The organism is Salarchaeum sp. III (assembly GCF_036418315.1).
Lineage (GTDB): Archaea > Halobacteriota > Halobacteria > Halobacteriales > Halobacteriaceae > Salarchaeum.
Genome location: NZ_JAZHPG010000023.1, coordinates 148,731 through 174,917, shown reverse-complemented (window position 1 = coordinate 174,917; position 26,187 = coordinate 148,731). Strand labels below are relative to the sequence as shown.

Annotated in this window: 25 protein-coding genes; 9 read left to right on the top strand and 16 right to left on the bottom strand. The window is 66.4% G+C overall.

The genetic code is table 11. The annotated features are described in order from the left end of the window. The coding region (locus tag U3A55_RS07225; RefSeq protein ID WP_330990814.1) for an MmgE/PrpD family protein at window positions 1-515 on the bottom strand (515 nt) is incomplete at its 3' end. Then, entirely contained in the window at window positions 508-1,980 is a 1,473-nt protein-coding gene (locus U3A55_RS07220) for an FAD-dependent oxidoreductase (protein WP_330990813.1), read from the bottom strand. The genes U3A55_RS07220 and U3A55_RS07225, both read right to left, overlap by 8 nt. Window positions 1,981-2,135: 155 nt before the next feature. On the opposite strand from U3A55_RS07220, the gene U3A55_RS07215 reads away from it, so the two are divergent. The 4 genes from U3A55_RS07215 to U3A55_RS07200 are packed head-to-tail and all read left to right on the top strand — an operon-like array spanning window position 2,136 to window position 6,519. Then, window positions 2,136-3,437 (top strand): ABC transporter substrate-binding protein, encoded by a 1,302-nt coding sequence (locus U3A55_RS07215; protein WP_330990812.1) that lies wholly within the window; start codon window positions 2,136-2,138, stop codon window positions 3,435-3,437. Window positions 3,438-3,487: 50 nt separating this feature from the next. Then, window positions 3,488-4,423, top strand: coding sequence for a branched-chain amino acid ABC transporter permease (locus tag U3A55_RS07210; RefSeq protein ID WP_330990811.1), 936 nt, complete (start codon window positions 3,488-3,490; stop codon window positions 4,421-4,423). Further along, window positions 4,420-5,508 carry a branched-chain amino acid ABC transporter permease gene (locus U3A55_RS07205; protein WP_330990809.1) on the top strand — a complete coding sequence of 363 codons (1,089 nt, stop codon included), beginning with the start codon at window positions 4,420-4,422 and terminating at the stop codon, window positions 5,506-5,508. The genes U3A55_RS07210 and U3A55_RS07205 overlap by 4 nt, the downstream gene beginning before the upstream one ends. Before the next feature lie 54 nt (window positions 5,509-5,562). After that, window positions 5,563-6,519 carry an NAD-dependent epimerase/dehydratase family protein gene (locus tag U3A55_RS07200; protein WP_330990808.1) on the top strand — a complete coding sequence of 319 codons (957 nt, stop codon included), beginning with the start codon at window positions 5,563-5,565 and terminating at the stop codon, window positions 6,517-6,519. Here U3A55_RS07200 and U3A55_RS07195 read toward each other — a convergent pair. The 10 genes from U3A55_RS07195 to U3A55_RS07150 form a co-directional block, all read right to left on the bottom strand. Beyond that, entirely contained in the window at window positions 6,516-7,406 is an 891-nt protein-coding gene (locus tag U3A55_RS07195) for an isocitrate lyase/PEP mutase family protein (RefSeq protein ID WP_330990807.1), read from the bottom strand. The genes U3A55_RS07200 and U3A55_RS07195 overlap by 4 nt on opposite strands. A gap of 48 nt (window positions 7,407-7,454) precedes the next feature. Next, entirely contained in the window at window positions 7,455-7,967 is a 513-nt protein-coding gene (locus U3A55_RS07190) for a 3-isopropylmalate dehydratase small subunit (RefSeq protein WP_330990806.1), read from the bottom strand. Continuing rightward, window positions 7,964-9,286, bottom strand: a complete 1,323-nt coding sequence (locus U3A55_RS07185) for a 3-isopropylmalate dehydratase large subunit (protein WP_330990805.1) — start codon at window positions 9,284-9,286, stop codon at window positions 7,964-7,966. The genes U3A55_RS07190 and U3A55_RS07185 overlap by 4 nt, the downstream gene beginning before the upstream one ends. Next, window positions 9,283-10,239, bottom strand: coding sequence for a hydroxymethylglutaryl-CoA lyase (locus U3A55_RS07180; protein ID WP_330990804.1), 957 nt, complete (start codon window positions 10,237-10,239; stop codon window positions 9,283-9,285). The genes U3A55_RS07185 and U3A55_RS07180 overlap by 4 nt, the downstream gene beginning before the upstream one ends. Continuing rightward, the gene (locus U3A55_RS07175; protein ID WP_330990803.1) at window positions 10,240-11,457 is read right to left on the bottom strand and encodes a CaiB/BaiF CoA transferase family protein; all 1,218 of its coding nucleotides are present in this window, start codon (window positions 11,455-11,457) and stop codon (window positions 10,240-10,242) included. It lies immediately after the preceding gene. A gap of 23 nt (window positions 11,458-11,480) precedes the next feature. Further along, window positions 11,481-12,872 carry a dihydroorotase gene (locus U3A55_RS07170; protein WP_442978286.1) on the bottom strand — a complete coding sequence of 464 codons (1,392 nt, stop codon included), beginning with the start codon at window positions 12,870-12,872 and terminating at the stop codon, window positions 11,481-11,483. Window position 12,873: 1 nt separating this feature from the next. After that, window positions 12,874-13,542, bottom strand: a complete 669-nt coding sequence (locus U3A55_RS07165; protein ID WP_330990801.1) for an isochorismatase family protein — start codon at window positions 13,540-13,542, stop codon at window positions 12,874-12,876. Between the two features lie 75 nt (window positions 13,543-13,617). After that, window positions 13,618-14,604 (bottom strand): LLM class flavin-dependent oxidoreductase, encoded by a 987-nt coding sequence (locus tag U3A55_RS07160; RefSeq protein WP_330990800.1) that lies wholly within the window; start codon window positions 14,602-14,604, stop codon window positions 13,618-13,620. Next, complete coding sequence (locus U3A55_RS07155) at window positions 14,601-14,987, bottom strand: nuclear transport factor 2 family protein (RefSeq protein WP_330990799.1); 387 nt, start codon at window positions 14,985-14,987, stop codon at window positions 14,601-14,603. The genes U3A55_RS07160 and U3A55_RS07155 overlap by 4 nt, the downstream gene beginning before the upstream one ends. Next, window positions 14,987-16,426, bottom strand: coding sequence for an FAD-dependent oxidoreductase (locus U3A55_RS07150; RefSeq protein ID WP_330990798.1), 1,440 nt, complete (start codon window positions 16,424-16,426; stop codon window positions 14,987-14,989). The genes U3A55_RS07155 and U3A55_RS07150 overlap by 1 nt, the downstream gene beginning before the upstream one ends. A gap of 117 nt (window positions 16,427-16,543) precedes the next feature. Between U3A55_RS07150 and U3A55_RS07145 the strand changes: the two genes are divergently transcribed. The 4 genes from U3A55_RS07145 to U3A55_RS07130 all read left to right on the top strand — a co-directional run bounded on the left by U3A55_RS07145 (window position 16,544) and on the right by U3A55_RS07130 (window position 20,825). Continuing rightward, window positions 16,544-17,911 carry an MmgE/PrpD family protein gene (locus U3A55_RS07145; protein ID WP_330990797.1) on the top strand — a complete coding sequence of 456 codons (1,368 nt, stop codon included), beginning with the start codon at window positions 16,544-16,546 and terminating at the stop codon, window positions 17,909-17,911. 59 nt (window positions 17,912-17,970) lie between these two features. After that, entirely contained in the window at window positions 17,971-18,741 is a 771-nt protein-coding gene (locus U3A55_RS07140) for an IclR family transcriptional regulator (protein WP_330990795.1), read from the top strand. 435 nt (window positions 18,742-19,176) lie between these two features. Continuing rightward, window positions 19,177-19,668, top strand: coding sequence for an Lrp/AsnC family transcriptional regulator (locus U3A55_RS07135; RefSeq protein ID WP_330990794.1), 492 nt, complete (start codon window positions 19,177-19,179; stop codon window positions 19,666-19,668). Window positions 19,669-19,670: 2 nt separating this feature from the next. Next, window positions 19,671-20,825, top strand: a complete 1,155-nt coding sequence (locus U3A55_RS07130; RefSeq protein ID WP_330990793.1) for a pyridoxal phosphate-dependent aminotransferase — start codon at window positions 19,671-19,673, stop codon at window positions 20,823-20,825. A gap of 443 nt (window positions 20,826-21,268) precedes the next feature. Here the strand turns inward: U3A55_RS07130 and U3A55_RS07125 are convergent, their stop codons facing one another. Beyond that, on the bottom strand, window positions 21,269-21,574 hold the full coding sequence (locus U3A55_RS07125) for an AtuA-related protein (protein WP_330990792.1): 306 nt from the start codon (window positions 21,572-21,574) through the stop codon (window positions 21,269-21,271). After that, window positions 21,571-22,920 (bottom strand): acyclic terpene utilization AtuA family protein, encoded by a 1,350-nt coding sequence (locus U3A55_RS07120; protein WP_330990791.1) that lies wholly within the window; start codon window positions 22,918-22,920, stop codon window positions 21,571-21,573. The genes U3A55_RS07125 and U3A55_RS07120 overlap by 4 nt, the downstream gene beginning before the upstream one ends. Before the next feature lie 85 nt (window positions 22,921-23,005). Here U3A55_RS07120 and U3A55_RS07115 point away from each other — a divergent pair, with 85 nt between their 5' ends. Next, a complete protein-coding gene (locus tag U3A55_RS07115) occupies window positions 23,006-24,031 on the top strand; it encodes an NAD(P)-dependent oxidoreductase (protein WP_330990790.1) in 1,026 nt (341 codons plus the stop codon). Here the strand turns inward: U3A55_RS07115 and U3A55_RS07110 are convergent. Both U3A55_RS07110 and U3A55_RS07105 read right to left on the bottom strand, forming a co-directional pair. Then, entirely contained in the window at window positions 24,028-24,825 is a 798-nt protein-coding gene (locus U3A55_RS07110) for an SDR family oxidoreductase (protein ID WP_330990789.1), read from the bottom strand. The two genes, U3A55_RS07115 and U3A55_RS07110, sit on opposite strands and share 4 nt — an antisense overlap. A gap of 37 nt (window positions 24,826-24,862) precedes the next feature. Next, window positions 24,863-26,131: an MFS transporter gene (locus U3A55_RS07105; RefSeq protein WP_330990788.1), complete on the bottom strand. Its 1,269-nt coding sequence runs from the start codon at window positions 26,129-26,131 to the stop codon at window positions 24,863-24,865. Window positions 26,132-26,187: the final 56 nt, after the last annotated feature.

Here is a 26,187-nt window from a genome sequence, read left to right as displayed (position 1 = left end):
TCCGCGTCGTACCCGCGGTAGGTAGCGACCGCGACCGCGCCGCCGACCGCACCCCAGACGCCGTGTGGATGATAGCCGTCCGCGAGCGGGTAGCAGGCGCGGCCGGCACGCGCCGCGGTTTCGTACCCCGCAACGAACGCCGTCAGGAAGTCCGCACGACTTCCGTCGGACGTTTCCGCCTCCGCGAGCAGGGCGGGTAGGACGTGAATCGCGGGGTGGCCGGCGGCGTACTTGTGTCCCTCGTCCAGTTCGAGCACCGTGCCCGCCGCACCGTTCGCGAGCGCCGCGACGTACCGGGTCGTTCGCGTCCCGTGCCCGACGACCGTCGCCGGACCCGGAACGGACGCACACGTCTCCTCCACGAACGCGGAGACAGCCGGGTCCGTAGAGCCACCGATGATGGCCGCCGTGGTGTCCGCGACCACGAGCCGCGCGTGCGACCGGACAGCCGGCGGAATCGACTCGCGGGTCAGGTCGGCCGCGAACGCCGCGAGTTCGGTTTCGGCGTCAGTCATCGTACTGTGCGCCGACGCGTTCGCCGACGATACGCCCCTCAGTGAACGCGGTCATCAGGTCCATACCGGGGATGTACGCGTTCGGGTCGCCGGCCTCCAGGCTCTCGGAGGCGTTCCCGCCCGCGTAGAGGTTCTCCACGACGCCCCCGTCTCTGCGCCGAGCCTGCATCCGCTCGTTCACGAGGATGCCCTGCCGGGCCTTCACGTACATCGGCCGGATTTTCGCGGAGTAGAACGGTGGTGTGAGTTCGTGCGGATACTCCCTGCCGAACGGAACGTCGGCGTCCGGGTCGGCGGCTGCCCGATTCACGGTCCCGATAGTGTCGGCGAGCGCGTCCGCGTCGAGTCCGTACGCCGCCGCAAGCCCCTCAATCGACTCCGTGACGTCGAAGCACTCCTCGTCGAGCAGGTACGTGAACTGGTGGCGGGTGAGCGCCTCCTCGAGGAACACGTCCACGATGGACCGGTCGAAGACGATGTACCCCGTGCCGTTCTCCTCCTCCATCAGGTGCATGTCCATCACGCGGTACGGGACGTTCCCGCAGTCCATGAACCGCCGTGCCGACTCGTTGACCATGATGGAACCCGCCTTGACGAGTTCGTTCGGGAGATAGACGCCCTCTGGAACGGTGAACGGGCCGTGGAGGTCGTAGAGCGGTTCGTCGAGGCCGAGGCCGAGTTCGTTGGCCATCCGAACGGCGTCGCCCGTGTTCTCGCGGGTCCCCCAGTAGTCGAGGTCGCTGAGCTCCGGGAAACGGTCGGCGATGAGTTCGGGGTTCGCGCCGAACCCGTCGCACGCGAGGAGGACGTTGTCCGCGCGAATCATGTGAACGGTTTGTCGGCGTGGCACGGGCGTCGGGTTCTCCTTCGACGCGATGCCGATAACCTCGTTCGTGTTTTCGTCTACTACCAGCTGGTCGCAGGGGAACTCGGTTCGGATGTCGACACCCTGTTCGGCTGCCGTTTCGTGGAGTTTCTCGATGACCGGTTCGCCGGCGCGCGGGATGACGCCGTCGTCCCGAACCGGATAGTGCGTCCGGTGGACGCGGTGGCCCGCCATCTCGAATTGGCCCGTGTGGAGGGCGAAGTCGGCGCCGACATCCCGCATCAGCCAGTCGATGGTCTCGCCGGACCGGCGCGCCACGGCGGTTACGAGCGCGTGATTGAGTTCGTACTCACCTGCGGACTCCACGGTCTGCTGTGCTGTGAGGTCTTCGAGAAAGTCCTCGGGGTCGTCGTCGATACCGCGGTCGCGTTGGAGTTCCGAGTCGACGGCGCAGACCTGGCCGGTCGCGACGCGCGCCTTCCCGCCGAGCGTGTCCGATTTCTCCACCAGAACGACTTCGCAGTCGTGGGCGCTCGCGGTCGCGGCGGCGGAGAGACCACACCCGCCACCGCCGACGACGGCGAAGTCGACCGTTGACTCCCAGTCCACTCGCTCCGGGTTGACCGGTTTGACGAACATATTCGCTGATTAGTGGCGAGTGTGATAAGCGTTGACCAGTCTCTCTTGACAGAACTTCGAGTATCGCCATCTAGTCATTCGATGAACGAATCCTCACCAGATTTAATGGACCAATCTTTATATACTGGCGGAAGAAACTTGCTACTCGTCAACCCATGACAAACGATAGCAAGAGTATCCTCACGGATAGACGTACCTACCTCGCCACGGTTGGCGCCGGCACGCTCACCGCACTCGCTGGCTGTTCGAACAACAGTGGCGACGGGAACGGCACCACCGACGGCACAACAACCACTGGCACGGCCGACACCAGTCCCGACGAAGTCGTGGTCGGCGCGAACCACCCCCTATCGGGCGGCCTCTCTCGCGCGGGAACAGCGATGTCTCGCGGCGCACGGCTCGCCGCGATGCACGTCAACGACGGCACCGCCCCCGGCTTCGGCGACGGCGGCATTCCCAGCCTCGACGGCGCCCAGCTCACCGTCGAGACCGGCGACAACGAAGGCAGTCAGGAGCTCGGTGGCGAAGTCGAACAGCAACTCATCGACGCGGGCGCGGTCGCCATCACCGGCTGCTACTCCTCGCCCGTCACGCTCTCCGCGACCCAGGTCGCGGAACGCGAACAAGTCCCGCACGTCATCGACGTCTCCGTCGCGAACCGCATCCTCCAGGAACGCCAGATGGAGTACGCGTTCCGCGTCTCCCCGAACGCAACCCGGTTCGCAACCAACTACGCGGATTTCGTCCCTACCCTCGCGCGGAACAACGACCAGACGTACGACACCGCCGGCATCGTCTACCTGAACAACGCGTTCGGCCAGTCCATTCACGAGACGCTTCAGTCCGAACTCCCGAACAACGGCGTCGAAGTACTCTTCTCCGACGCATACTCGTTCGGACAGGCCAGCCTCGACACCGAGGCGACGAAGGCGAAACAGAACGACCCGGACGCACTCATCTTCATCGGCTACGGGAACGGCGGCATCAAGATGATGAACTCCCTACAGAACGTGAACTACAGGCCCTCGCTTCTCACGGGCTGTTCCACGCCGACGTTCACGTCCGAACAAGTCATCTCCGAAATCGGGACGTTCGTCAACGGCGGGCTCGGGAACAACTACGACTTCAACTTCAGCCTCGACTGGACGGACACCATCTTCGCGGACTACCGAGAGCAGTTCGGCGACCCGCTCGAAGTCGTCCACACGTCGATGAGCTACGCCGTCATCATCACGATCGCACACGCCATCGAAGAAGCCGGGACGGACGACCCCACCGCAATCAAGGACGCGCTCAACACCGTCACCGTCGCCGACCACCCCGCCGCAATGCCCGAAATCAGCTTCCGGGAAGACGGCGAGAACGCGAACGCCATCACACCGATCCACCAAGTTCAGAACCTGGAGGCGAACCTCGTCTACCCACAGGAGTACGCACAGACTGAAGCGCAGTTCTAGATGCTGCGCCCGCTCGAACACCCACCGAACACTCGATTACCCACGCATCTATGATCGCTCGTCTCGCCCCACTCACCCTTTTCGCGCCGCTCGCGAGTTTCATCGATGACGTACTGAACCTCGACCCGTTACTGTTCCAGCTCCTCCTGTTCGGACTGCTGATGGGCGGTATCTACGCGCTCGCCGCCCTCGGGTTGACGATGATTTTCGGCGTGATGGACGTCGTGAACTTCGCGCACGGCTCGTTCCTCGTCGCCGGGATGTACAGCTCGTGGTGGGTAGCCACCACCTTCGGCATCTCGCCGTTCCTCACGATTCTCGTCGCCGCGTTCGTCCTCTTCGGCATCGGCGTCATCGTGAGCCGGCTCACCATCGAACCGATAATCGACGCTCCCGAGGAGAACCAGTTCATCGTCACGCTCGGCATCTCCTTCATCCTGCTCGCCGCGTTCGAGCTAATCTGGGGCGCCGACCCCCGGTCGCTGAACCTCCAGATGGGAGAGTACGAGCTCTTCGGAGCGCTCCTCCCCGCGACGCAACTGTACGCGCTCATCATCTCGGTCGCCGCCATCGGCGCGTCCTGGGTGTTCCTCCACTACACGGAACTCGGACGCGCGATCCGCGCGACCGCGGACAACCGCGACGCGGCCTGGTACATGGGAATCGACGTCCCACGCATCGACTACCTCACGTTTGGCATCGGGAGCGCGATGGCCGGACTCGCCGGCGGGACCATCATCCTGTTCTCGCCGTTCGACCCGTTCGTCGGCGAGACGTACCTCGTGATGTCGTTCATCATCGTCATCCTCGGCGGTCTCGGGTCGTTCCCCGGCGCGCTGGTGGGCGGCCTCATCATCGGAATCATCGAAGCGTACGGCCGGTACTACCTCCCAGGAACTGTGAACGAAGTACTCATCTTCGGCTTGTTCGTGCTGTTGCTGTACTTCAAACCGACTGGGCTCTTGGGAACGGAGGGTGAACAATGACCGACGGACTTCGTGGGGCGTACGCCCGCGCGAACGACGCGTGGTACGCGCCACTCGTGAAAGGCGGCCTCGGGTTCGCCGTCCTCGCGGCACTCCCGTTCCTCCTCGACTACTCGTTCCTCGGTCTCAGCCTCGGCGCGTTCCTGAGCGTCAACATCCTCATCGTCACCGTCGTCTACGCGACCGCGGGCCAGGCGTGGAACATCATCTCCGGATACACCGGCTACTTCTCGTTCGGACACGCCGCGTACTTCGGTGCGGGCGCGTACACGACGAGCTACCTGAGCGTCGAGTTCGCCATCAACCCCTGGCTGGGGCTACTCGTCGGCGGCCTCGTCGCCGCCGCTATCGGACTCGTCGTCGGCTACCTGAACTTCCGGTACAACCTCCGCGGGCACTACTTCGCGCTCGCGACCTTCGCCGTCGCGCTCCTCTTGCAATCGGCGGTACAGAACATCTCGGAACTCGGAGGCGCAGTCGGAATCTACCGTCCGTTCCCGAGGGACTACGGCGCGGAGTTCGGGTTAGCCGCGATGCAGTTCGAGGAGACGCTCCCCTACTACTTCGTCATCCTCGCCTTCCTGCTCGTCGTCACCGTCGCCGCCTGGCTCATCAAGCACTCGCAGATCGGTCTCTACCTCTTCGCCATCCGCGAGAACGAGGACGCGGCCGCGAGCCTCGGCATCTCCCCGTTCGCGAACAAGATGTTCGCGATGGGCGTCTCCGCCTTCTTCACCGCGTGGGCGGGCGCGTTCTGGAGTATGTACCTCACGCTCGTGCGGCCCTCGACCGTGTTCGGCATCTCGCAGAACGTCGAAATCCTCCTCCCCGCCATCGTCGGCGGAACCGGGAGCGTCGTCGGCGTTATCCTCGGTGCGTTCCTCGTCTTCCCGCTGAGCGAGTTCTTCCGGATCTCCTTCCCGGACACGCCCGGACTCAACACGATCGTGTACGGCCTGGCGCTCGTCCTCGTCGCCGTCCTCCTCCCGAACGGCGTCATCTCCCTGAAGAAGTACGTCTTCTGGTGGCGGGATGACGCGGAACGCGGCAGCGCGGACGACGACGAGCCGCCCGCCCAGGAGTAACTCTTCTTTTTCCGCGTCCGAAGCTTCTTATCCGCGGTTCGTGGATATCCCGATATGGATACTGTTCTGGTCACGGGCGGCACCGGCTTCATCGGCGCGCACGTCGCCGCCGAGTTCGTCGCGAACGACCACGATGTCGTGGCGTACGACACGTCGACTGACGACAGCGTCCTCCGCGCACTCGGTGTCGCGGACGACGTGCGAATCCGCGCCGGGGACGTGACGGACGCCGAGGACGTCGCGACGGCGGTCCGGGAGTCCGGCGCGTCACGAATCGTCCACCTCGCAGCGGTCCTCTCGGACACCACCGAGACGGACCCGCGGGCCGCGCACACCGTCAACATCGCGGGGACGTGCAACGTGTTCGAGGCCGCGGCGTCCGTACCGGGAGTCGACCGCCTCGTCTGGGCGTCCTCCGCAACCGTCTACGCGCCCGCGGACCGGTACGCGGACAGCGACGAGACCGCGGACGACGACTGGTGGGTGGACGAGGACGCGCTCTACGACCCGGTGACGCTGTACGGCGCGACGAAAGCCTACTGCGAGGAACAGGCACGCGTCTTCCGCGACACCGACGGCGTCGACGACGTGGCGCTTCGCCCGACGCTCGTCTACGGCCCGCACCGAGAGACTGGCAGTTCGAGCGTGTTCAGCGACCTCGTGGAGCGTCCCGCACGCGGCGAGTCGGTCTCCATTCGGTACGGCGACCAGCCGCTCGCGTGGCTTCACGTCGTGGACGCCGCCCGCGCGTTCTACCTCGCCACGGTCGCCGACGCGTCCGCACTCACGCGGCGCATATACAACGTTCGCGGCCCGCTCGCCACCGTTCGTGAGGCGGCCGGAACCGTCCGCGAGCTGCTCGACGAGACGGACATCACGGTCAGTGACGACGGCACGCTCCCGTGGACGCAGCGCCTCGACACGACCGCAATCGAGACCGACCTCGGGTTCGAACCGCGGTACGACCTCCGACGCGGGTTCCAGCAGTACATCGACGCGGTGCGCGCCTAGTTCTCGAACGCGTCCTGGTACTTGCGTTCGAGTTCCTCGTATCGCTCCTCGTACGCCGAAACCTCGCCGAGGTTCGTGATGTCGTCGCGTTCTTCCCACTCGACCATGCGGTCGAGCACGGCCTCCTGACTTCGGTCGTCGATGACCGTCTCGTACACGTCCTGAATCGTCTTCAGCGCGGCCTTGAACGCGTCCGACGGATAGATAGCGAGGTCGTACCCGATGTCGGTGAGAACGTCCGCCGGCAGGGGCGGCGTCTTCCCCTTCGCGGCCATGTTCGCGACGAGCGGGCCGTCCACCGCCTTCGTGATACGTTCCATCTGGTCGCTGTCGGTCGGGGCCTCCACGAAGAGCACGTCGGCGCCCGCCTCCCGATAGAGGTTCGCGCGCTCGATAGCGGCGTCCACGCCGTCGGTCGCGAGCGCGTCGGTGCGCGCGATGACGAGGAAGTCCTCGCTCTCCCGCGCGTCCGTCGCGGCCTCGACCTTCGCCGCGAACTCGCCGGCGGGCGCGACGCGCTTTCCCTCGAAGTGCCCGCACTTCTTCGGGAACTCCTGGTCCTCCAGTTGAATGGCGTTCACGCCCGCACGCTCGTACTCGGTCACCGTTCGCCGGACGTTGACGGCGTTCCCATAGCCGGTGTCGGCGTCGGCGATGAGCGGGACGTCGAGAACGCCCGCGATCTGGCGGGCGCGGTCCACCATCTCCGTCATCGTCGTCAACCCCACGTCGGGGCCGCCGTGGACGGACGAGGAGACACACGACCCGGACATGTACACGGCCTCCGCACCGGCCTGCTGGGCCATTCGGGCCGTCAAGGCGTCCCACGCACCGATCGCCATCAGAAGCTCGTCACGCTCAATCGCTGCCCGTAGCGTCGAAACCATACGCACGATACTGCGGACGGGACCAAAAGCGTGTGCGGTACGCGTTCGCTACGCGTCCGATTCCAGTTTCTTTCGCGTGTACGGCTTGAGCCCGCCCTGGTCGACGAGCTCCTGAAGGAACTCGGGGAGGGGGTCGGCGTCGTACGTCTCGCCGGTCGTGTGGTTCACGACGCGCCCGTTCGCGATTTCGATGTGGATGCGGTCGCCGTCCTCGATACGGCCGGCGTCGGGGCAGATGAGGACGGGGAGCCCGATGTTGATGGCGTTCCGGAAGAAGATGCGGGCGAACGACTCGGCGACGACGCCCGCGACCCCCGCGCCGACGAGGGAGATGGGGGCGTGTTCGCGGCTCGACCCGCTCCCGAAGTTCGTCCCGCCAACGACGAAGTCGCCCGCGGCGACGTTCTCCGAGAACTCCGGGCGGAGGTCGTTGAACGCGTGTTCGCCGAGTTCGACGGGGTCGCTGGAGACGAGGAACCGCGAGGGGATTATCTGGTCGGTATCGATGTCGTCGCCGAACGTCCACGCGCGCCCGGGGTCGGCGGCGTCGCGGTCGGTCACGGCGACACCTCCTGGTCCGCGACCACGGCATCGTCGTAGCGTTCGAGCGACACCGACCGCGGGTCCGTGATTTCGCCGTAGAGGGCGGACGCGCCGACGGTCGCGGGACTGGCGAGATACACCTCGCTCCCCATCGCACCCTCGCGACCGGGGAAGTTCCGGTTCGCGGTCGCGAGACAGACGTCGTCCTCCCCGAGCACGCCGTCGTGCGTCCCGAAGCACGGCCCACAGCCGGCGCTCTGGACGATGGCGCCCGCGTCCACGAACGTCTCGAAGATGCCGGTGTCGAGCATTCGCCGGTAGACGCGTTTCGACGCCGGAACGACGACCATCCGCGTGTTCGGCGCGAGCGTCTCACCGTCCAGGATGTCCGCGACGATACGGATGTCCTCGTACCGGCCGTTCGTGCACGTGCCGACGAACAGTTGGTCGATTTCTGTCCCCGTAACCTCCCCGACGGGAACGGCGTTCTCGGGGTTCGACGGCTTCGACACCTGCGGTTCGAGGGATTCGGCGCGATACGTGTGCACCGCCTCGTAGTCGGCGTCCGCGTCCGGGGCGAGCGACACGTCGAACGAGTCGGGGTCGCGACCCGTTTGCGCCGCGAGGAACGCCGCCGTGCGCTCATCGGGTTCCACGATACCCGCCTTCCCGCCCATCTCGATAGCCATGTTCGAGAGCACGAGGCGTTCGTGAATCGGCAACGCCGATACCGCGGACCCGCCGTACTCCGCGGACATATAGGTCGCGCCGTCGAACCCGACATCCCCGATGAACTTCAGGATGAGGTCCTTCGCGTACACGCCGTCCGGCAGGTCGCCGTGCACTTCGAACCGGATGGACTCGGGCACCCGAAACCAGAGGTCGCCCGTCGCGAACGCCGTTCCGAGGTCGGTGGACCCGACGCCGGTTCCGAACGCGCCGAGGCCGCCGTGTGTGGTGGTGTGGGAGTCCGCGCCGATGACGAGGTCGCCCGGTTCCGCGAACCCGTCCTCAACGAGGACCTGATGGCAGATGCCGTCTCCGACCTCGTACTGGACGGCCCCGAACTCCTCCGCGAACTCCCGGACCTTGTTGTGGTTGTTCGCGGCGTCCACGCCGTCCGCGGGCGCGTGGTGGTCGATAGTGATGACGGTGTTCTCGGGGTCCGCGAGCGGCCCTTCGCCGTCGGTGACCTCTCGGAACACCTCGAACGTGAGCGGGCCGGTGACGTCGTGCGTCAGCATCGCGTCCACCGACGCCTCCACGTAGTCACCCGCCTGTGCGTCCGCTCCCGACTTCCGGGAGAGTATTTTCTCCGCCATCGTCTTGTCCGTCATGGGTTCCTCCGTTCGCTTTCCGCGACCGTGTCGAGCACGCCGTCGACCGTCCCGCCCATCAGGACGTGACTGGTCGCGCCGAGCCCGAGTTCGTCGCTGATTTCGTGGGCGACCGATTCCACGCGGTCGAAATCAAGCGAGTTCTCGACACCCATCTCCGCCAGCATCTGTGCGAGGTCCTCCGTCGGCGTGTTCCCGACGCCGGAGAGGCCGTCGGGAAGGACGACGCCGCCGCCGAGCCCGCACACGGAGGCGTCGAACCGGTCGACACCGCACTGCATCGCGGTGAGCGTGTTCGCGAGACTCATCCCGTTCGTGTCGTGGAGGTGGAGGCCGACATCGAGGCCGGGCCACCGCGACAGCACGGCCGAGAACATCGACTCCACCTGCACGGGGTTCGCGAGCCCCATCGTGGTCGCGAGCGTCACTTCGTCGACGCCCGCCTCGACTACGCGCTCGACGACGGAGCGCGTTCGCTCTTCGGGGATACGGCCCTCGTAGGGACAGTAGAAGCTCGTGCCGATACCCGCCTCGACGACCACGTCGGTCCCCGCGGCGAGGTCGACGATTCCCTCGACCTCCTGCAGGATTTCTTCCGTGCTCATGTTCTGGTTCTTCTCGCTGTACGACTCGCTGACCGTGACGAGCGCGTTCACCTTATCGACGCCGGCGTCGAGCGCGCGCTTCATCCCTGTCGTGTTCGGGACGAGCGCGCGGTACGTCACGTCCTCGTGTCGGTCGATGCGCGCCGCGACTTCGTCCGCGTCGCGGAGGTTCGGCACGGCCTTCGGGTGCGTGAACGACGTGAACTCGATTTCGTCGACGCCGGTCGTCGACAGCTGATTGATGAGTTCGACCTTCTCGTCGGTGGGGACGAACTCGTCGAGGCGCTGGAAGCCGTCCCGCGGCAGCATCTCGACGACGGTAACGTCGTCGGGGAGCGAGAGCGCCACTCAGATCACCTCCGCCGCGCGCAGGTCGTCGAGCGTCTCGTCGTCGTACCCGAGAAGCCCGCCGTAGACCGCGTCGTTGTGCTCGCCCTTCCGCGGGCCGAGGTGCGTGACCTCGCCCGGCGTGTCGCTGAACTTCGGGACGACGTTCTGGACGGTGCCCGACCCGAGTTCGTCGTCCGGAACGTCCACGAGCGCGTCCCGCGCTTGGTAGTGTTCGTCCTCGACGATGTCCGCGACGTTGTAAATCGGGGCGACGGTCGCACCGGTCTCCTCGAACACGTCGAGAACCTCCTCGCGGGAGCGCTCGTCCATCCAGTCCTGAATGATGGCGTCGAGTTCCTCGACGTTCTCCAGGCGGGACTCGTTGTCCGCGAACCGCGGGTCGTCCGTCAAGTCGGGCCGGTCGATGGCCTCGAACACCCGTATCGCCGTCGGCTGCGTGGACGCGGAGATGGCGACGTACCGGCCGTCCCCGGTCTCGTACACGTTCCGGGGCGCGGAGGACGTCGAGCGGTTCCCCGCGCGCTCCTCGACCTCGTCCAGCTGGTCGTACCGGAGCGGCTGCGGGCCGAGAATGGAGAAAATCGGTTCGACGAGGCTGGTGTCGATGACTTGTCCCGTCCCGCCGTTCACCTCGCGCTCCCAGAGCGCGAACATCACCGCGAACGTCGAGAACATCGCGGCGACGCTGTCGGCGAGACCGGTCGGTGGGAGGAGCGGCGGCCGGTCCTCGAAGCCGTTGAGGTACGCGAACCCGCTCATCGACTCCGCGAGCGTGCCGAACCCGGGACGGCTCGAATACGGGCCGTCCTGTCCGAACCCACTGATGCGAAGGACGACGAGGTCCTCGTTGCGTTCGCGGAGCGACTCGGGCGCGAGCCCCCACTTCTCGAGCGTCCCCGGCCGGAAGTTCTCGAGGAGTACGTCCGCCTCGCTCACGAGGTCCTCGAAGACCGTGCGGCCGTCCGGCCCGGAGACGTCGAGGGTCACGGACTGCTTGTTCCGCCCGAGGTACTTCCACCAGAGACCCGTACCGTCGGCCTGCGGGCCGAAATGGCGGAGGTGGTCGCCCGTCTCGGGGTGTTCGACTTTCACGACCGTCGCGCCGAAGTCAGCCAGCAGGCGGCCGGTCGTGCCGGCGGAAATCATCGTGCCGGCCTCGACGACGAGAAGGCCGTCGAGCGGTCCAGTAGCGTCTGTGTCGTTCGTATCTATCATATGTACTGTGAAACGGTGGGTGCTCAGATGGGGCGGTCGATGTGCGTTCCGTGACCGGGTTCCCCGACGATGTCGCCGCGGTCGTACGCGAGCTCGCCGCGCACGACGGTGTGCGTCGGCCAGCCAGTCACGTCCCGACCCTCGTAGGGCGAGTAGTCAGCCCCGCCCTTGAGAAGGTCGGGCGTGACCGTTTTGGTCTCGTCGAGGTCGACGACGACGAGGTCCGCGTCCGCCCCGACGCGGATACTGCCCTTCTTCGGGTAGAGGTCGAACGCCTTCGCGGTGTTCGTGGACGTGATTTCGACCGCGCGTTCGAGCGAAATCCGGCCCTCGTTCACGCCCACTGAGAGGATGAGGGGGAGCATCGTCGCAGAACTCGGGAATCCGGGGAGGCTGTCCGGCACGTCCTCGCCGATCTTGTCCGCCGCGAGGTTCGCGCAGTGGTCCGTCCCGATGGTGGAGATCGTGCCGTCGGCGACGCGCTCCCACAGCGTCTCCTGGTCGTCCTTCGAGCGAACGGGCGGGTTGACGTTGTGGCGCTCGTCGCACTCCTCGGTGGTGAGCGTGAGGTAGTGCGTGCACGTCTCGCCCGTGAGCCGGTAGCCGGCGTCCCGGAGCGCGGCGAGTTCGTCCGCGGTCTGTCCGGACGAGATGTGGACGGCGTAGAAGTCGTCGTCGTAGTCGTGCTGTTTCGCGAGCGACGCGCCCGACACCATACTCTGGGTCTCCGCGTAGCCGGGGAACTGGTCGACGAGCGTCTGGTACGGCCGATACTCGCTCTCGTCGTCCCGCTCCGTGTCGAGGTAGGGGTTGTCGCCGAGCGAGTTCGTTATCTCGACGTTCTCGGAGTGATAGCCGAGCGTCGTCGGCGCGTCGATGTCGGCGAGCGCTTGAATGAAGGCGTCCCCGAAGTCGTCGCGCATTTCGCAGTCGACGCCGAACTTCTCCGACGCGACGTACTTGTAATTCATGTACCACTTAAAGGATGTGATGCCGAGCTCCTCCACGATGTATGGAATCTCGTCGATGTGGTCGAAGGAGAGCAGGCCGAGGCTGAAGAAGTAGTCGTGGTAGTAGTTCGCCTCGGCGTCGGCGAAGTAGTCGTCCATGATGTCGGCGTACGCGCCGGGTCGCCGGAAGTAGTTCCCGATGGTGGTGACGCCGCCGACGAGGTCGGAGCGAGATTCGGACTCCGCGTCCGCCTCCAACCCCCGGTAAATCCCGTGGTGCGTGTGCGGGTCGATGGCGCCGGGAAGCACGTGGTTGCCGGTCGCGTCCACTTCGGTCTCGCCCGAGAGCGACCCGGTCCGCGCGACGGCCGCGATTTTCCCGTCCTCCGCGGCCACATCAGCTTCGAACGTTCCGTGTTCGGGTGTGACGACGGTTCCGTTCTTCACGACGAGGTCGTACGCCAACTCACTCACCCCCGAGCGCTTCGACGTACTCCTCGACCTCCTCGGTCTCCAGGACTTCCGCGTACTTCATCCAGAGGTCGAGCAACCCGATCTTGTGCGACGCCTCGATACGGTCGAAGATGCACTCCTGGGGAATGAGCACGTCGAAGCCGTTCTGCTTCGCGTCGATAGCAGTCGCCCGCACGCACCCGCTCGTGGAGTTCCCGACGATGATGACGCTGTCGTGGCCGTTCCGAACGAGCCGCGAGAGCAAGTCAGTCCCGTAGAACGCGCTCGCGTAGGACTTATCGACGACCGTCTCACCGTCCTCGGGGGCGACTGGGTCGACGATATCGAGGTCGGGATGCGACGGGTCGTCGTAGCTCGACGGCACGACGCGCGTGTACATCACGGGAATATCGTGGCCGCGCGCGAAGTCGAGGAAGGGGTCGATGGCATCGATGGCGTCCCACGCGACCTCCCCCATCGCCGTCCGATACTCCTCGATGGCGTCGAGAATGGGTTCGTCCTCACCGACGATGAGGCGTTGCATATCGATGACGAGAACCGCGGGGTTCTCGCCGAGCCCCCGCGACTCCCAAGAGGACGCGCCCTCCTTGTCGTAGCCCGCTTTCGAGATGACTTGCTCGTCGCGCTCCGTTAGCAAGTCCTCCCAGATTCGCTCTGTCATGAGTGGTAATCACTCACACCTGCGCGCCGGAGCGGCATAAAATTACGTCATCGACCGGGGGACGACGCGGCGGCGTCACGCAGGCCGCGGAGCGAACGTCTCGAGAACTCGCTCCACGAGCGCTCGGTCCGCGCCCGACGGTGCGCGCATGATCGGTAGCGCCACGCCAGCCTCTCGAAGCGTCCGAAGATCAGACCGCGCCTCCGCCGGCGTCCCCCAGATAGCGACGCGGTCCAAGAACTCATCGCCGAGTTCGTCCGCGCCCGCCGCCGTCGTCGGCGCATCCCGAACCGCCGAAACCTCCCGGTCAAGCCCCGCGTTCTCCGCGACACGCCCGTAGTAACCCGGGATATCCCGGAGGTAGTACGCCACGTGCTCCGCGACCGCCCGCCGGGCGACCGCGGGGTCGTCGTCAACGGCCGCGAGCACGTACATCGCGATGTCCACGTCCGCGACGGCACGGCCGGTGCGTTCCGCGCCCGTCTCCAACCACGACCGTGCGGTCTCGAACTCGGAGAGCGGATAGAGGTTCGGGATCCAGCCGTCGGCGTACATCCCGGTCAACCGGACGTTCCCGGGTCCAAGCGCGCCGTTGTATATCGGTATCTCGGCGCGAACGGGGTCGAACGCCTCCCAGAACGCCGTTCGGGCCGGGGAGAAGAACTCGCCGTCGAAGCCGCGCGGGTCTCCCGCGAGGTACCGGCGGACGAGTCGGATGTACTCCTCCATTCGCGCGAGCGGACGCTCGAACTCGCAGCCGTGGAACCCCTCGACGACGCCGGGGTGTGCGACGCCCAGGCCGAGAATCGCGCGGCCGCCGGAGTGGTCGTCGAGCGTGGCGGCTGCCTGCGCGAGGGCCGCGGGCGTGCGCGAGAACACGTTGACGATTCCCGTCGCCAGTTCGATATCCTCCGTCACGGCCGCCCATCGTTCGAGCTTCCCGAACGCCGTCTTTCCCTGGCCCTCCGCGGCCCAGACGCTCTCGTACCCGAGGGTTTCCGCTCGCTGCACGAGGTCGAGGTCGTCGCGGAGCGCGAACAGGACGCCGGTTCGCTCGGTCATACGTCCACCACGCCGTCGTCGGCGAGGTCGTTGTAGACGTCCAGGCGCGCGATACGGCCGTCCCGCACCTCGTACACGTCCGTGTATCGGACACCCGCGAACTCCGCGCCGTCGATGTCGACGCCGTTGAGCGTTCCAACGCTGACGACCGCGTTCCTGTCCACATCGACGTACCACCGGTCGAACTCTTTCGCCGCCCACTCGTACCGGGGCGCGAAGTGCGCGAGCATCTCCTGGGGTGCGTCCGGACCCGAGAACGTCGCACCCGGGAGGGTGATAACGGCGTCCGTAACGAACAGCTCGCCGACCGTCTCTCGGCGGTCGTCGTCGGCCATCCGCTCGAAGAACTCCTCGACGACGCCCCTGAGACGACTTCGACTCATCACTCCGCTCCGAGCCGTTCGCCGGCGTGGATTCCCGCGAGACGGCCCAGTCCGAGCGCGGTCGTGAGGCCGTTCCCGGAGAGGTAGCCGCCGGCGCCGTGCCCGCTGATACCGACAGCGGACCCGCCGCCGGCGTAGAGGCCGTCGACGACCGAGCCGTCGGTGCGCTGGACGCGCCCGTGGCCGTCCACCACGAGGCCGCCCTGCGTGTGGAACAACGACCCCGTGACTTTCGCGCCGTAGAAGGGTTCGCTGAGCGTGTGCCTCCCGTCGGTCCGGCCGACGGCGTCCGGCTCGTCGGCCGTCACCGCGTCGTTGTACGCGGCAACCGTCTCCACCGTCGTCTCCGGGTCACAACCGAGGCGCTCGGCGAGCGCGTCGAGAGAGTCGGCGCGCTTGTACGCGCCGAGGTCGTCCGCGCGGTCGAAGTCGTCGAACGCGCCCACCAAGCGCTCGTAGATGCGTTCGTCGAAGATTTCGTACGCGATTCCGTCCGGCTGTTGGAGCACGTCGATGGCGAACTCCGAGTAGCCCTTCGATTCGTTCCCGAAGCGTTCGCCGTGCTCGTTCACGAGGATGCCGCCGTTCATCACGACCGCGTACGTGGAGAGCGCGCCGGTCTGACTGGACACCGTCGCGTGACCCTGATAGGAGTCCATGCAAGCGAGTTCTCCCCCGAGCGCGTGCCCCCAGCGAATCCCGTCGCCCGTGTTGCCGTCCGTTCCGAAGTAGAGCGCGCGCTCGATCGCGTCGTCGAGGTGTTCGCGAACCATCTCCCGGTTCCCGCCGAACCCGTCCGTCGCGAGGATGACGGCGTCCGCCGCGACGGCTTCCGTCCGTCGGTCCCCGACGATAGCACCGACGACACGCCCCTCGTTTGCGACGAGTTTCCGTACGGGCGCGTTCGTGAGTAGCTCGATGTTCTCCGTCTCCCGCACACGCGCTTCGAGTTCCGCGACGAGGTTCTCGCCGTTCCGGCCCGCGGGAGCGTGCATACGGTACTCCGAGTGCTTCGGGTATCGGAAATCGTCCACGAGGTTTAGCGTGATATCCCAGTCGTCCACGAGCCAGTGAACGAGATGCCGGCTTTCCTCGGCGAGGTGATGCACCATCTCCTCGTCGGCCTCGTGGGCGTTCTTTTCGAGAATATCCCGTGCCATGTCCGCGGGCGTCTCCTCGATACCCGCGTCGGCCTGCATTCTGGTTCCGGCTGCCGGAACCATTCCCGTCGAGAGCGCAGTGTTCCCGCCGACTGACTCGGACTTCTCGAAGACAGTAATAGTGCGGTCGTCGGCGTCTGACGCCGCGAGCGCGGCGACCAGCCCCGTTCCGCCGCCACCAGCGACGAGTACGTCCGTCGACACGTCCCACGAAACTTCGTCCGCCGTCACGACCTCCGACGCCGCATCGGAGAGCGTGACTGACTCTAACTCACTCATCGTGCTAACAGCTAACGTGCGAGACCGTAAAGCTGTCGTAGCAGCCGTGGGGCGGCTTTATACACCTTGCCGGAGTCGCCCTACACGAACGCCGCGCTACAGCGGCGACGTACCACCATGACAACTGAGACAGTTCATCCGGTCCGAGCGTGGGAGGCTGACGTGTATCGGTTCCTCGAACAGACGACCGTTCCGCCGGCGGTCAGAGAACACGGCGAACGGGTCGTCGCCGACGTGTTGGCGGCGATGGTCGCCGGGTCGACGGTCGACTCCGTGGACGCGGTCGGCCGGACCGCCGCGTTCTCCGCGGGTCCGGCAACCGCTCTCGGGTCGGGTCGGCGTCTCGATCCCGGGCAGGCAGCGTTGGTCAACGCCACCGCCGGTATCGCACAGGAGGTGGAGGAGGGGCACAACGAGGGCGGGCACGTCGGAACGAGCGTCGTCGCGGGCGCGCTGGCGCTCGGCGAAACCGCGGACGTGGACGGGGAGACGTTCGTCGACGCGTGCGTGAAGGCGTACGAGGTCGTCGTCCGGCTGGAGTACGCTATTTTCGCGATGAAAGCGGAGTTGAGCGAGGCGACGGAGTGGGTGATCCGCGACCCGCACTCCACGTGGACGACAGTCGGACCGGCGCTCGCGGGCGCGCTCTGCCGCGGACTGACCGACGACGCGCTCCGGAACGCGTTCCGAACGGCGGCGAACCTCGCGGTCGTCTCGATGCACGACCCCTACGAGGAGGGCGCTCCGTCGCGGAACTTCACCGCGGGGTTCTCCGCACAGGCGGGGACGACGGTTCCGCTCGTCGCCGAGGCGGGTGTTACGGGGGCTGAATCGGGCGTGACGGACGTGTACGACCCGCTCCGTGACCTACTCGACGACGGCGAGTTCGACCGTCTGTTCGCGGAACTCGGCGAAACGTGGGAGATACGGCGGAACTACTTCAAGCCGTATCCGTCGTGCCGGTACACGCATCCGGCGCTGGACGCGCTCGTCGACCTCCCCGAAGACGTGGACGCCGCCGATGTGGAGCGCGTGGACGTGTACACGTTCGGGAACGCCGTTGCGATGAACCATCAGTCGCCGGAGACGTTCACGAGCGCGAAGTTCTCCATCCCCTACGTGCTCGCACGCCAGCTCGTGAGCGGGGCCGTCGCGTTCGAACACTTCACGTCGGACGCGATCGCGGAGGACTCCGTACAGGCGCTCGCGGACCGCGTGTTCGTCCACACCGACGCCGAGTTCGAGGACCGGTTCCCCACCGAGTGGGGTGCGCGGGTAGCGGTTACCGTCGACGGTCGAACGGTGTCCGCGGTGCGTCGGGTCCCCCGCGGCGATCACGCGGATCCGCTGTCCGAGGCGGCGCTGAGCCGGAAGTTCGAACGGTGCTGTGCGCTCGCGTTGGACGACGCGGAACGCGCGACGACGGTGCTGGACGCACCCGCGAGCCACTCCGTCGCCACGATTGCGGACGCGCTCTCCGACTAGCGTTCGGCATTGACGAACGAACCCCGCATATTTTTCTATACCGCCTACCAAGGTAACGTATGACAGCCGACCCATCCGACACGGGCCTGCCGGTGCAGGCAGTCGGCCGCACGTTCGACATTATCAACCACTTACGGACGGAAGGGGCGTCCGGCGTGACGGCCGTGGCAGACGGTCTCGCCCTCCCGAAGAGCACGGTTCACGGCTACCTCGACAGCCTCGAACGCGGCGGGTACGTCGTCCGCGACGACGGCGAGTATCGGCTCAGCCTCCAGTTCCTCGACCTCGGGGACTACGCTCGAAGCCGCTACGGCCTCTACGAGACGGTAAAGCCGGAAGTGGACGACCTCGTTGCGGAACTCGGCGAACGCGCACAGGTGATGGTCGAGGAGGCCGGGCAGGGGGTCTATATCTATCAGACGACGGGCGAGAACGCCATCCAGACGGACTCCCACATCGGCACTACGGTGAATCTCCATACAACTGCGGTCGGGAAGGCGTACCTCGCGTTCCAACCCGAGGAGCGCAGAGAGTCCTTCATCGACGGCGAACTCGCGCAAGTCACTGAGCGGTCGCTCGTGGACACGGATGCGCTCCGTGAGGAGCTCGCGGAGGTGCGAGAACAGGGGTACGCGTTCAACATGGAGGAGAAACTAGACGGGATGCGTGCGGTGGGTGCACCGATACTCGACGACGACGGCGTGTCCACCGCTGCGATAAGCGTCTCTGGGCCGACAACGCGGTTCAACGGCTCCTTCCTCACCGACGACCTGCCCCAGCGGATGAGCCAAGTTGCGAAGGTCGTTAGCGTGAAAACAGCCTACTCGTAGCGTTCGGATATACCGAACAGCTGTGTGCGGGATGTTCTCGATTTATATGGGAACGCCAGTAGTGCACCCATATCCACTCTGTCACTAACACTCTGTCCGGCATCGTCGAACAATACTCGCACACCGGTGGTTGCACCACTAGAATAACATTCGTACTATCGTTATACATATGGGGCGTAGTCGAAGCGTACGCCATCCCTGAGAAACACCGTCCGCAAGCTACTCGCCCGCAGCATCCGCCTTCCGTCACTCACGCGTATCTCCGTTCACCGGGACGTTTTCGCGTCGGTTAACAGGCGTTCGACACAGCACCACCCACATCCGTTCGGTAATACTGAATTCCTTCGAGAGACGGGCGGGGCGAGGGGACCCGACGACCTCGCATATCTGGCGGGGAGCGGTAACGGCTTAACCCTGCCCCGTATTCCCTCAATTATGAACGGACGCCGACGCGAAGTACTCGACCTCCTGCGAGAGAACGCGCGGTACACCGCCGAGGACATCGCGCGACTGACCGACCTCGACGAAGACGAGGTCGAGCGCACGATTCGAGACCTCGAAGAAGCGGGCGTCCTCCGCGGATATCAAGCCGTCGTGGACTGGAGTCGCGTAGACGACGAACGCGTCCGCGCGGAAGTCGAACTGAACGTCTCACTCGACCGCGAAACGGGCTACGACGACATCGCGAAACGCCTCCAGCAGTTCCCGCGCGTACGGACGCTCCGCCTCATCAGCGGCGACTACGACTTCTACATGGAAGTCGAAGGCGACTCCCTCGAATCCGTGTCACGGTTCATCAGCGAGGAAGTCGCACCCGTCCCCGAAATAACGCAGACCGTCACGCACTACGTGATGACGTCCTACAAGGAGGACGGCATCGAATTCGACACTGACAGCGAGGACGACCGCCTCTCCTTCTCCCCCTAATCATGTCCTTCGAACTCTCCGAACGCGTGCAGGACGTGCCGCCGTCGGGCATCCGTCGGTTCTTCGAAATCGCGGACGAACGCGACGACGTCATCTCGCTCGGCGTCGGCGAACCCGACTTCAGCGCGCCGTTCGCCGCCCGCGACGCCGCCATCGCATCGCTCGAACAGGGCCGAACGTCGTACACGTCGAACCGCGGGAAACCCGAACTCCGCGAGGAGATCACGGGGTACGTCGACGACCGGTTCGACCTCGCCTACGACCCGGCGGAGGAAGTCGTCGTGACGGCGGGTGCGAGCGAAGCTATCGACCTGGCGTTCCGCGCGTTCGTCGACCCCGGCGACACGGTCGCGGTCGCCCAACCGGCGTACATCTCCTACGAACCCGGCGTCGTCTTCGCCGGCGGAGAGGTGCTACCCGTGCCGACCCGAGAAGCGGACGACTTCCGCTTGACCGTCGACGCACTCCGGGACGCCGGCGCGTCGGACGCCGACCTGCTCGTGTACTGCTACCCGAACAATCCGACGGGCGCGGTCATGTCGCGCGAGCACCTCGAACCGATTGCCGACTTCGTTCAGGAACACGACATCAACGTGGTCGCCGACGAAATCTACGCCGAACTCACGTACGAGGACGACCACACGTCCATCGCCACGCTGGACGGGATGCGCGAGCGGACTATCGTCGTCAACGGGTTCTCGAAGTCGCACGCGATGACGGGGCTCCGACTCGGGTACGCGCTCGGCCCCGCGGACGCCATCAACGCGATGAACAAGATCCACCAGTACACGATGCTGTCCGCGCCGACCACCGCACAGTACGCGGGCATCGAAGCATTGCGGTCGTGCCAGGACGACGTAGCGGCGATGCGTGAGCGCTACGACCGCCGCCGTCGGTTCGTTCTCTCGCGGTTCCGCGAGATCGGGATGGACGTGTTCGAGGCGACGGGCGCGTTCTACTGCTTCCCCGAAGTCCCCGAAGGACAAACCGCCGAGGAGTTCGCGGAAGGCGTCCTCCGCGAGCAGGGCGTCGCGGTCGTTCCTGGCGACGTGTTCGGTGTGGGTGGCGAGGGACACCTCCGAGTGTCGTACGCGACCGACCTCGACGACCTGCGCCGCGCCCTCGACCGGATCGAAGCGTACGTCGACGGCCTGTAGCGGCCTCGCGTACGTCGTTCGAGTAGTACGACTCGTTCCAGATCGTGAGTTGGACCCGGGATATCCTAACAAGGGTGCTGGCATTATCTCTCCTGGGTGGTGCGTGCAGCCCGGCGGTGTGGCCCGGTTGTCAACACGTGTCCCGAACGCGCCCGGAAGACATTTCATATAGCTATTTAGAGTTTATACCTGGGCTGGAGGCCACCGCTGTCGTTCGGTGTGCAGGTGGAGTAAACGCTGACGGGCAGTGCTCAGATATACGAATAGGTAAAGTAGCAACCCACCACATTTAGGTGACGAACCCCAAGTAATAAATGGTTCGATTGATAACGATTGTTTGGTAGCGTCATTGCCATCATGCGTCATGTCACGCGGACCGCCGACAGACGCTCCCGTCAGACGCTACCCGACCCTTCCCCCTCGGGTCGTTCATGCACGCCGAGTTACGGAACGGACATCCCGGCGACGAGCGACGACAGAGCCTTCCCATGACTGTCGACCCGCAGGGATGTCGTCACACCACCCGCGAGTACCCCGCGGACCACGAAGTTCAGTGACCGGGTCGCCGGAACCTCGTATCGCTCGGTCGCGTCCGCGCCGAGGTGCTCGAACCGCTCGAACACGCGGTCCTCCGTCAGTTCACGCACGAGCGTGTCGTAGGCCGCAGCGGAGTCCGCGACCACGACGACGTTCGACGTGTTTCCTTTGTCGCCTGCGCGCACCAGCGCGAGGTCGCGCACGGTCGTCATCGCTCCACCTCCGTCACCGACACGGACGGAGAGACGGTCGCGCGGTCGACGAGCGTCGACACGATACCCACGACGCTCTCCACGTCCGTACGCGCGCCACCGCCGCCCGCGGGACCGTTTGTGTACAGGGTTTCAACCTCTTGTGCGACGGCCGCGACGGTCTCCCGGTCGTCGTCGCGCGCGGCGACGCGCAACCGCGTCTCGTACGGGTCAGTATCGCCGACATCGCCGTGCAACGAGTCCACGCCGACGAGGTCGACGCGAAGGTCGGCGGGGTCGACACCGCGCACGTCGAGGCGTTCACGGACCACGTCGCCCGCGAGTTCTGCCCGTCCGCGCGCGTTCGGTCCGGCGTACGACAGCTCTCCGACCCCGCGGTAGCCCGCGTCGTAACCGAGCGAGACCTTCAGCGTGTCCGGCCGGGGCGCTGCAACCGCGCCCGCGACCGCCACCGCGTCCGGGCCGGCGTCCGTGAGCGTCACCTCGGTAAAGTCGACGGCTCCGTCGGGGACAAGGTACTCGCTGGGGTCGTGAATCTCGTAGAACAACTGCTGGGTGCACGTCTCGACGGTTACCTCGCCGCCGGTCTCGGGGAGTTTCGTGATAGTCACGTCGCCGTCGGGCGTGACCTCGCCGACCGGGAACCCGAGGTGTGCGAGGTCCTCGACATCCGCGCGGCCGGGGTCGGCGTAGTAGCCGCCCGTCACCTGGCCGGCGCATTCGAGAAGGTGGCCCGCCGCGATGCCCTGCCCGACGAGCGACGACGAGGTGTCGTGCGGGAACTCCCAGTCGAACTCGTGGAGGAGCGGCGCGAGGAACAACGAGGAGTCCGCCACTCGACCGGTGAGAACGATGTCCGCGTCCGCGTCGAGGGCGTTCCGGATGGGGTCAGCGCCGAGGTAGGCGTGGGCCGCGAGCGTCCGGTCCCGGTACGCCTCCGTGGGCTCACCGTCGAACGTCGTCCCGTCGAGCGCGTCGAAGCGGTCCGCGACGTTCGACCCGGCGACGCTGCCGACACGCAGGCCGTCGAGCCCGGCGTCGGCGGCCAACGCGACTGTTCGCTCCGCGGCGGCGTCCGGGTCCGCCGCACCCATGTTGGTGACGATGGTGATGTCGTTTCGCGCGCAGTTCTCCAGGACCGCGTCGAAGCGGTCGACGAGGAGCGGGTTGTAACCGGGGTCGCCGCGTCGCCGCCGTTCCTCGGCCAATGCTACGGTGCGTTCGCCGAGACACTCGAACACGAGGTAGTCCAGGCCGGCGTCCCGGGAGAGTTCGACGGCGGGTTCGATGCGGTCGCCGGCGTACCCGGCACCGCTGCCGAGACGAACGGCTTCGGCTGTCGACATGCCTCTCCAATCACGACTACCCTACAAAAGTCCAGCGCCGCACGCGAGCCAAATCTTCATACTGGTGCGGGCACGCTGGAAGAACATGCATTCGGTGTTAGTGACGACCAGCGAGTCGCGTCCCGTCCGCGCGGACGTGCTGACGGCGGAACTCCCCGACGACTGGACCGTCGAGACGTACGAAATCGACGCGGACGGGCTCGAACGGGGGTCGGGTGCGGAGGTTGCCGCGGCGGCGGACGGTCACAACGCGCTCGTCCTGCGGCCGGGCGTCGCCGACCGCGCACTGTTCGAGGGCGCGCCGTCCCTGGACGTGCTCGCGGTGTACGGGTCAGGGTACGACCGCGTCGACCTTGACGCGGCGACCGACCACGGCGTCGTCGTCACGCACTCACCGGGCGCGCCGGGACCGGCGGTGGTGGAGTACACGGTCGCGTCGATGACGATGCTGCTGCGGAACCTTTTCGGGATTCACGAGCGGACCACGGGTGGCGAGTGGCAGGCCGCAAAGGGCATGGAGCGGGAGCTCGGGCGGACGACGGTCGGCGTCGTCGGCCTCGGCACCATCGGGTTCGACGTGGCGGAGCGCGCGAGCGCAGAGGGCGCGACCGTGCTTGGGTACGACCCGTACGTCGCGGGCGACCGCACCGACTCCTGCATCTATCCGCGGTACTCCCGTGACCAGGTGGAGGACGCGGGCATCGAACTCGTGGATATCGCGGAGCTCGTTGAGCGCGCGGAACTGGTGTCGCTGCACACGCCGCTCACGGACGACACCCACCACCTCATCGGTTCCGACGAACTCGCAGCGCTCGACGGCGGCTACCTCATCAACGTCGCGCGCGGCGGCGTCGTCGACGAGGACGCGCTCGCCGACGCCGTCGAGAACGACCGGCTCGCGGGCGTGGTCGTGGACGTGTTGTCCGCGGAGCCACCCGCGCCCGACCACCCGCTGCTCACGCACCCGAACGTCATCGCGACGCCGCACGTCGCCGGCGTGACCGACGGCTACCTCGAACGCGGTGCGCGGCTCGCGGCGGAGAAAGTCCGGACGGTGCTCGGCGGCGGGCGGCCGACGACGGTCGTCAACCCGGCCGTATACGACGATTAGAGGTTCGCGCCCATCGACCCGCCGTCGACGGGCATCGCGGCGCCGTTGATGTATCCCGAGCGCGGAGAGGAGAGGAACGCGACGGTGGAACCGAACTCCGCTGTGGTGCCGAGTCGGTCGAGCGGGACTTCGGTGACGCGGTCGTCGATGCCGTCCTGGTAGTCCGCGTAGTCGCCGCGCTCGACGCCCTGTTTGACGAGGTCGGTGATGCGCGAGGTCTCGTGCGACCCGGGAAGGACGGCGTTCGCGCGCACTTCGGGCGCGAGCTCCGTGGAGAGCGTCTTCTCCAGGCCGATAACGCCCATGCGGACGGAGTTCGAGAGCACCATCTGGTCGACGGCCTGCTTGACCGTCCGCGACGTGATGTTGACGATGGTTCCCCCGTCACCGCTCTGGAGGTGGTCGGTGGCTTCGCGGACGGTGCGGACGACGCTCATCACGAGGAGGTCGTACGCGTCGTACCAGTCCTCGTCCGTCGTCTCGAGAAACGGACCAGAGGGCGGGCCGCCGGCGGACGTGACGAGGTGGTCGAGACCGCCGAACTCGTCCACCGTCGTCTCCACGAGCGTCTCGATGTCTTCTTCCTCCGTGAGGTCGGCCTGAACGGGGAGGATTGCCGTGCCCGCCGGTGCGATGTCGCGGAGTTCAGTTGCGGTGTCTTCGAGAACGGTCCGGCGGCGGCCGTTGATGGCGACGTTCACGCCCTCCTGAGCGAGCGCCTTCGCCGAGGCCTTTCCGAGGCCGCTGCTGGATGCTGTAACGAGCGCCGCGCTCCCCTCGATATTGAGGTCCATACGCAGTCCACTGGTCGGGTCGTGTTAACCGTTGGCGTTAGTCGGCGGAGTACGCGGTCGCTCCCTCGGGGGCCGTGGTGGTGTGCGCCAGGAGAACGCTCGCGACGCCGACGAGCACGGCGACGCCGCCCGCGCCGACGAGAATCCAGCGAAGGGCGTCCGCGCGTCCGAGCGACGGTTCGAGGACCGTGAGGAGCGCGCCGATGGCGACGGGCGTGAGCGTGGCAACGGTGCGCGCGCCGGACTCGGAGAGGCTGACGAGGCCGCCGCGGAACCGGGGCGGTGCGACGCCGGTGATGATGCTGCGGTAGAGCGAGAACGTGATGCCGACGCCGACGCCCATCGCGACGACGGACGGGACGGCGAGCGGGACAGCGGACGTGAGCGCGAACGTCACAAGGCCGCCGCCGAGCAGGATGTTCGCGCTGACCAGCGGGACGGCGTCGTGGTCGAACCACGCGGTGATGCGGCCGGCCTGCGTGGACGTCGCGGCGTAGACCATGCTGAACGCGGCGACGAGCAGGCCGGCCTGGCTCGCCGACCCGCCCTGAAGACGGCCGATAACGAGCGAGTTGTACGTGAGGAAGGCGAAGAAGGGCATCGCGACGATGGCTCGCGCGAGCAGGTACGCGGCGGCATGCGGGTGGGTTGCGAGCGCTGCGAGGCCGCGGCCGTACCCCGTCTCGTGGGACGTGTCTGTGTCGGCGTCACGGCCGTGGTCTGCGGGTTCGTCGAAGAACAGCCAGATGAGGGCGGCGATTGGGATGGCGAGCGCGTAGATGAGGAACGGGTACTGCCAGGCGGCTACCACGACGGCGCCAGCGATGGCGGGGAAGACGGCCTGGGAGAGGCCGGTGACGCCGAACCTGATGCCCTGCGCGGTGGCCTCCGTGTCGTCCGTGTAGAGGTCGCCGAAGGACGTGATGATAATCGGCGTGACGCCCGCGAACCCGACGCCCTGGAGCGCGCGGAGCGCGAGCACGACGGTGAAATCGGTCGTGAGAGCGATGGCTGCGCCGGCGCCGCCGAAGAGGACGAGACCAGTGATGAGGACGGGTTTCCGGCCGATGCGGTCGGCGATGACGCCCGAAACCGGAATGAGGAAGATGGACGGCGCGCCGACGGCGGTGACGAGCAGGCCGATTTCGGCGGCGGACACGCCGAACGGACCGGTGAGCGAGTTCAGGAGCGGGGAGACGAGTGCGGTGCCGAGCGCGCCGATGGCGTTCGCCGCGAGGAGGAGGCGGAATTCGTCGTCGTGAACCATGCTCGCGTTCCGCCCGAACAGCCTGCCAACCCATGTCATTACCGCGACGTTCTCCGCACGGGGTCAAAGGCGTAGGGGTATCGACAACGCCGGAC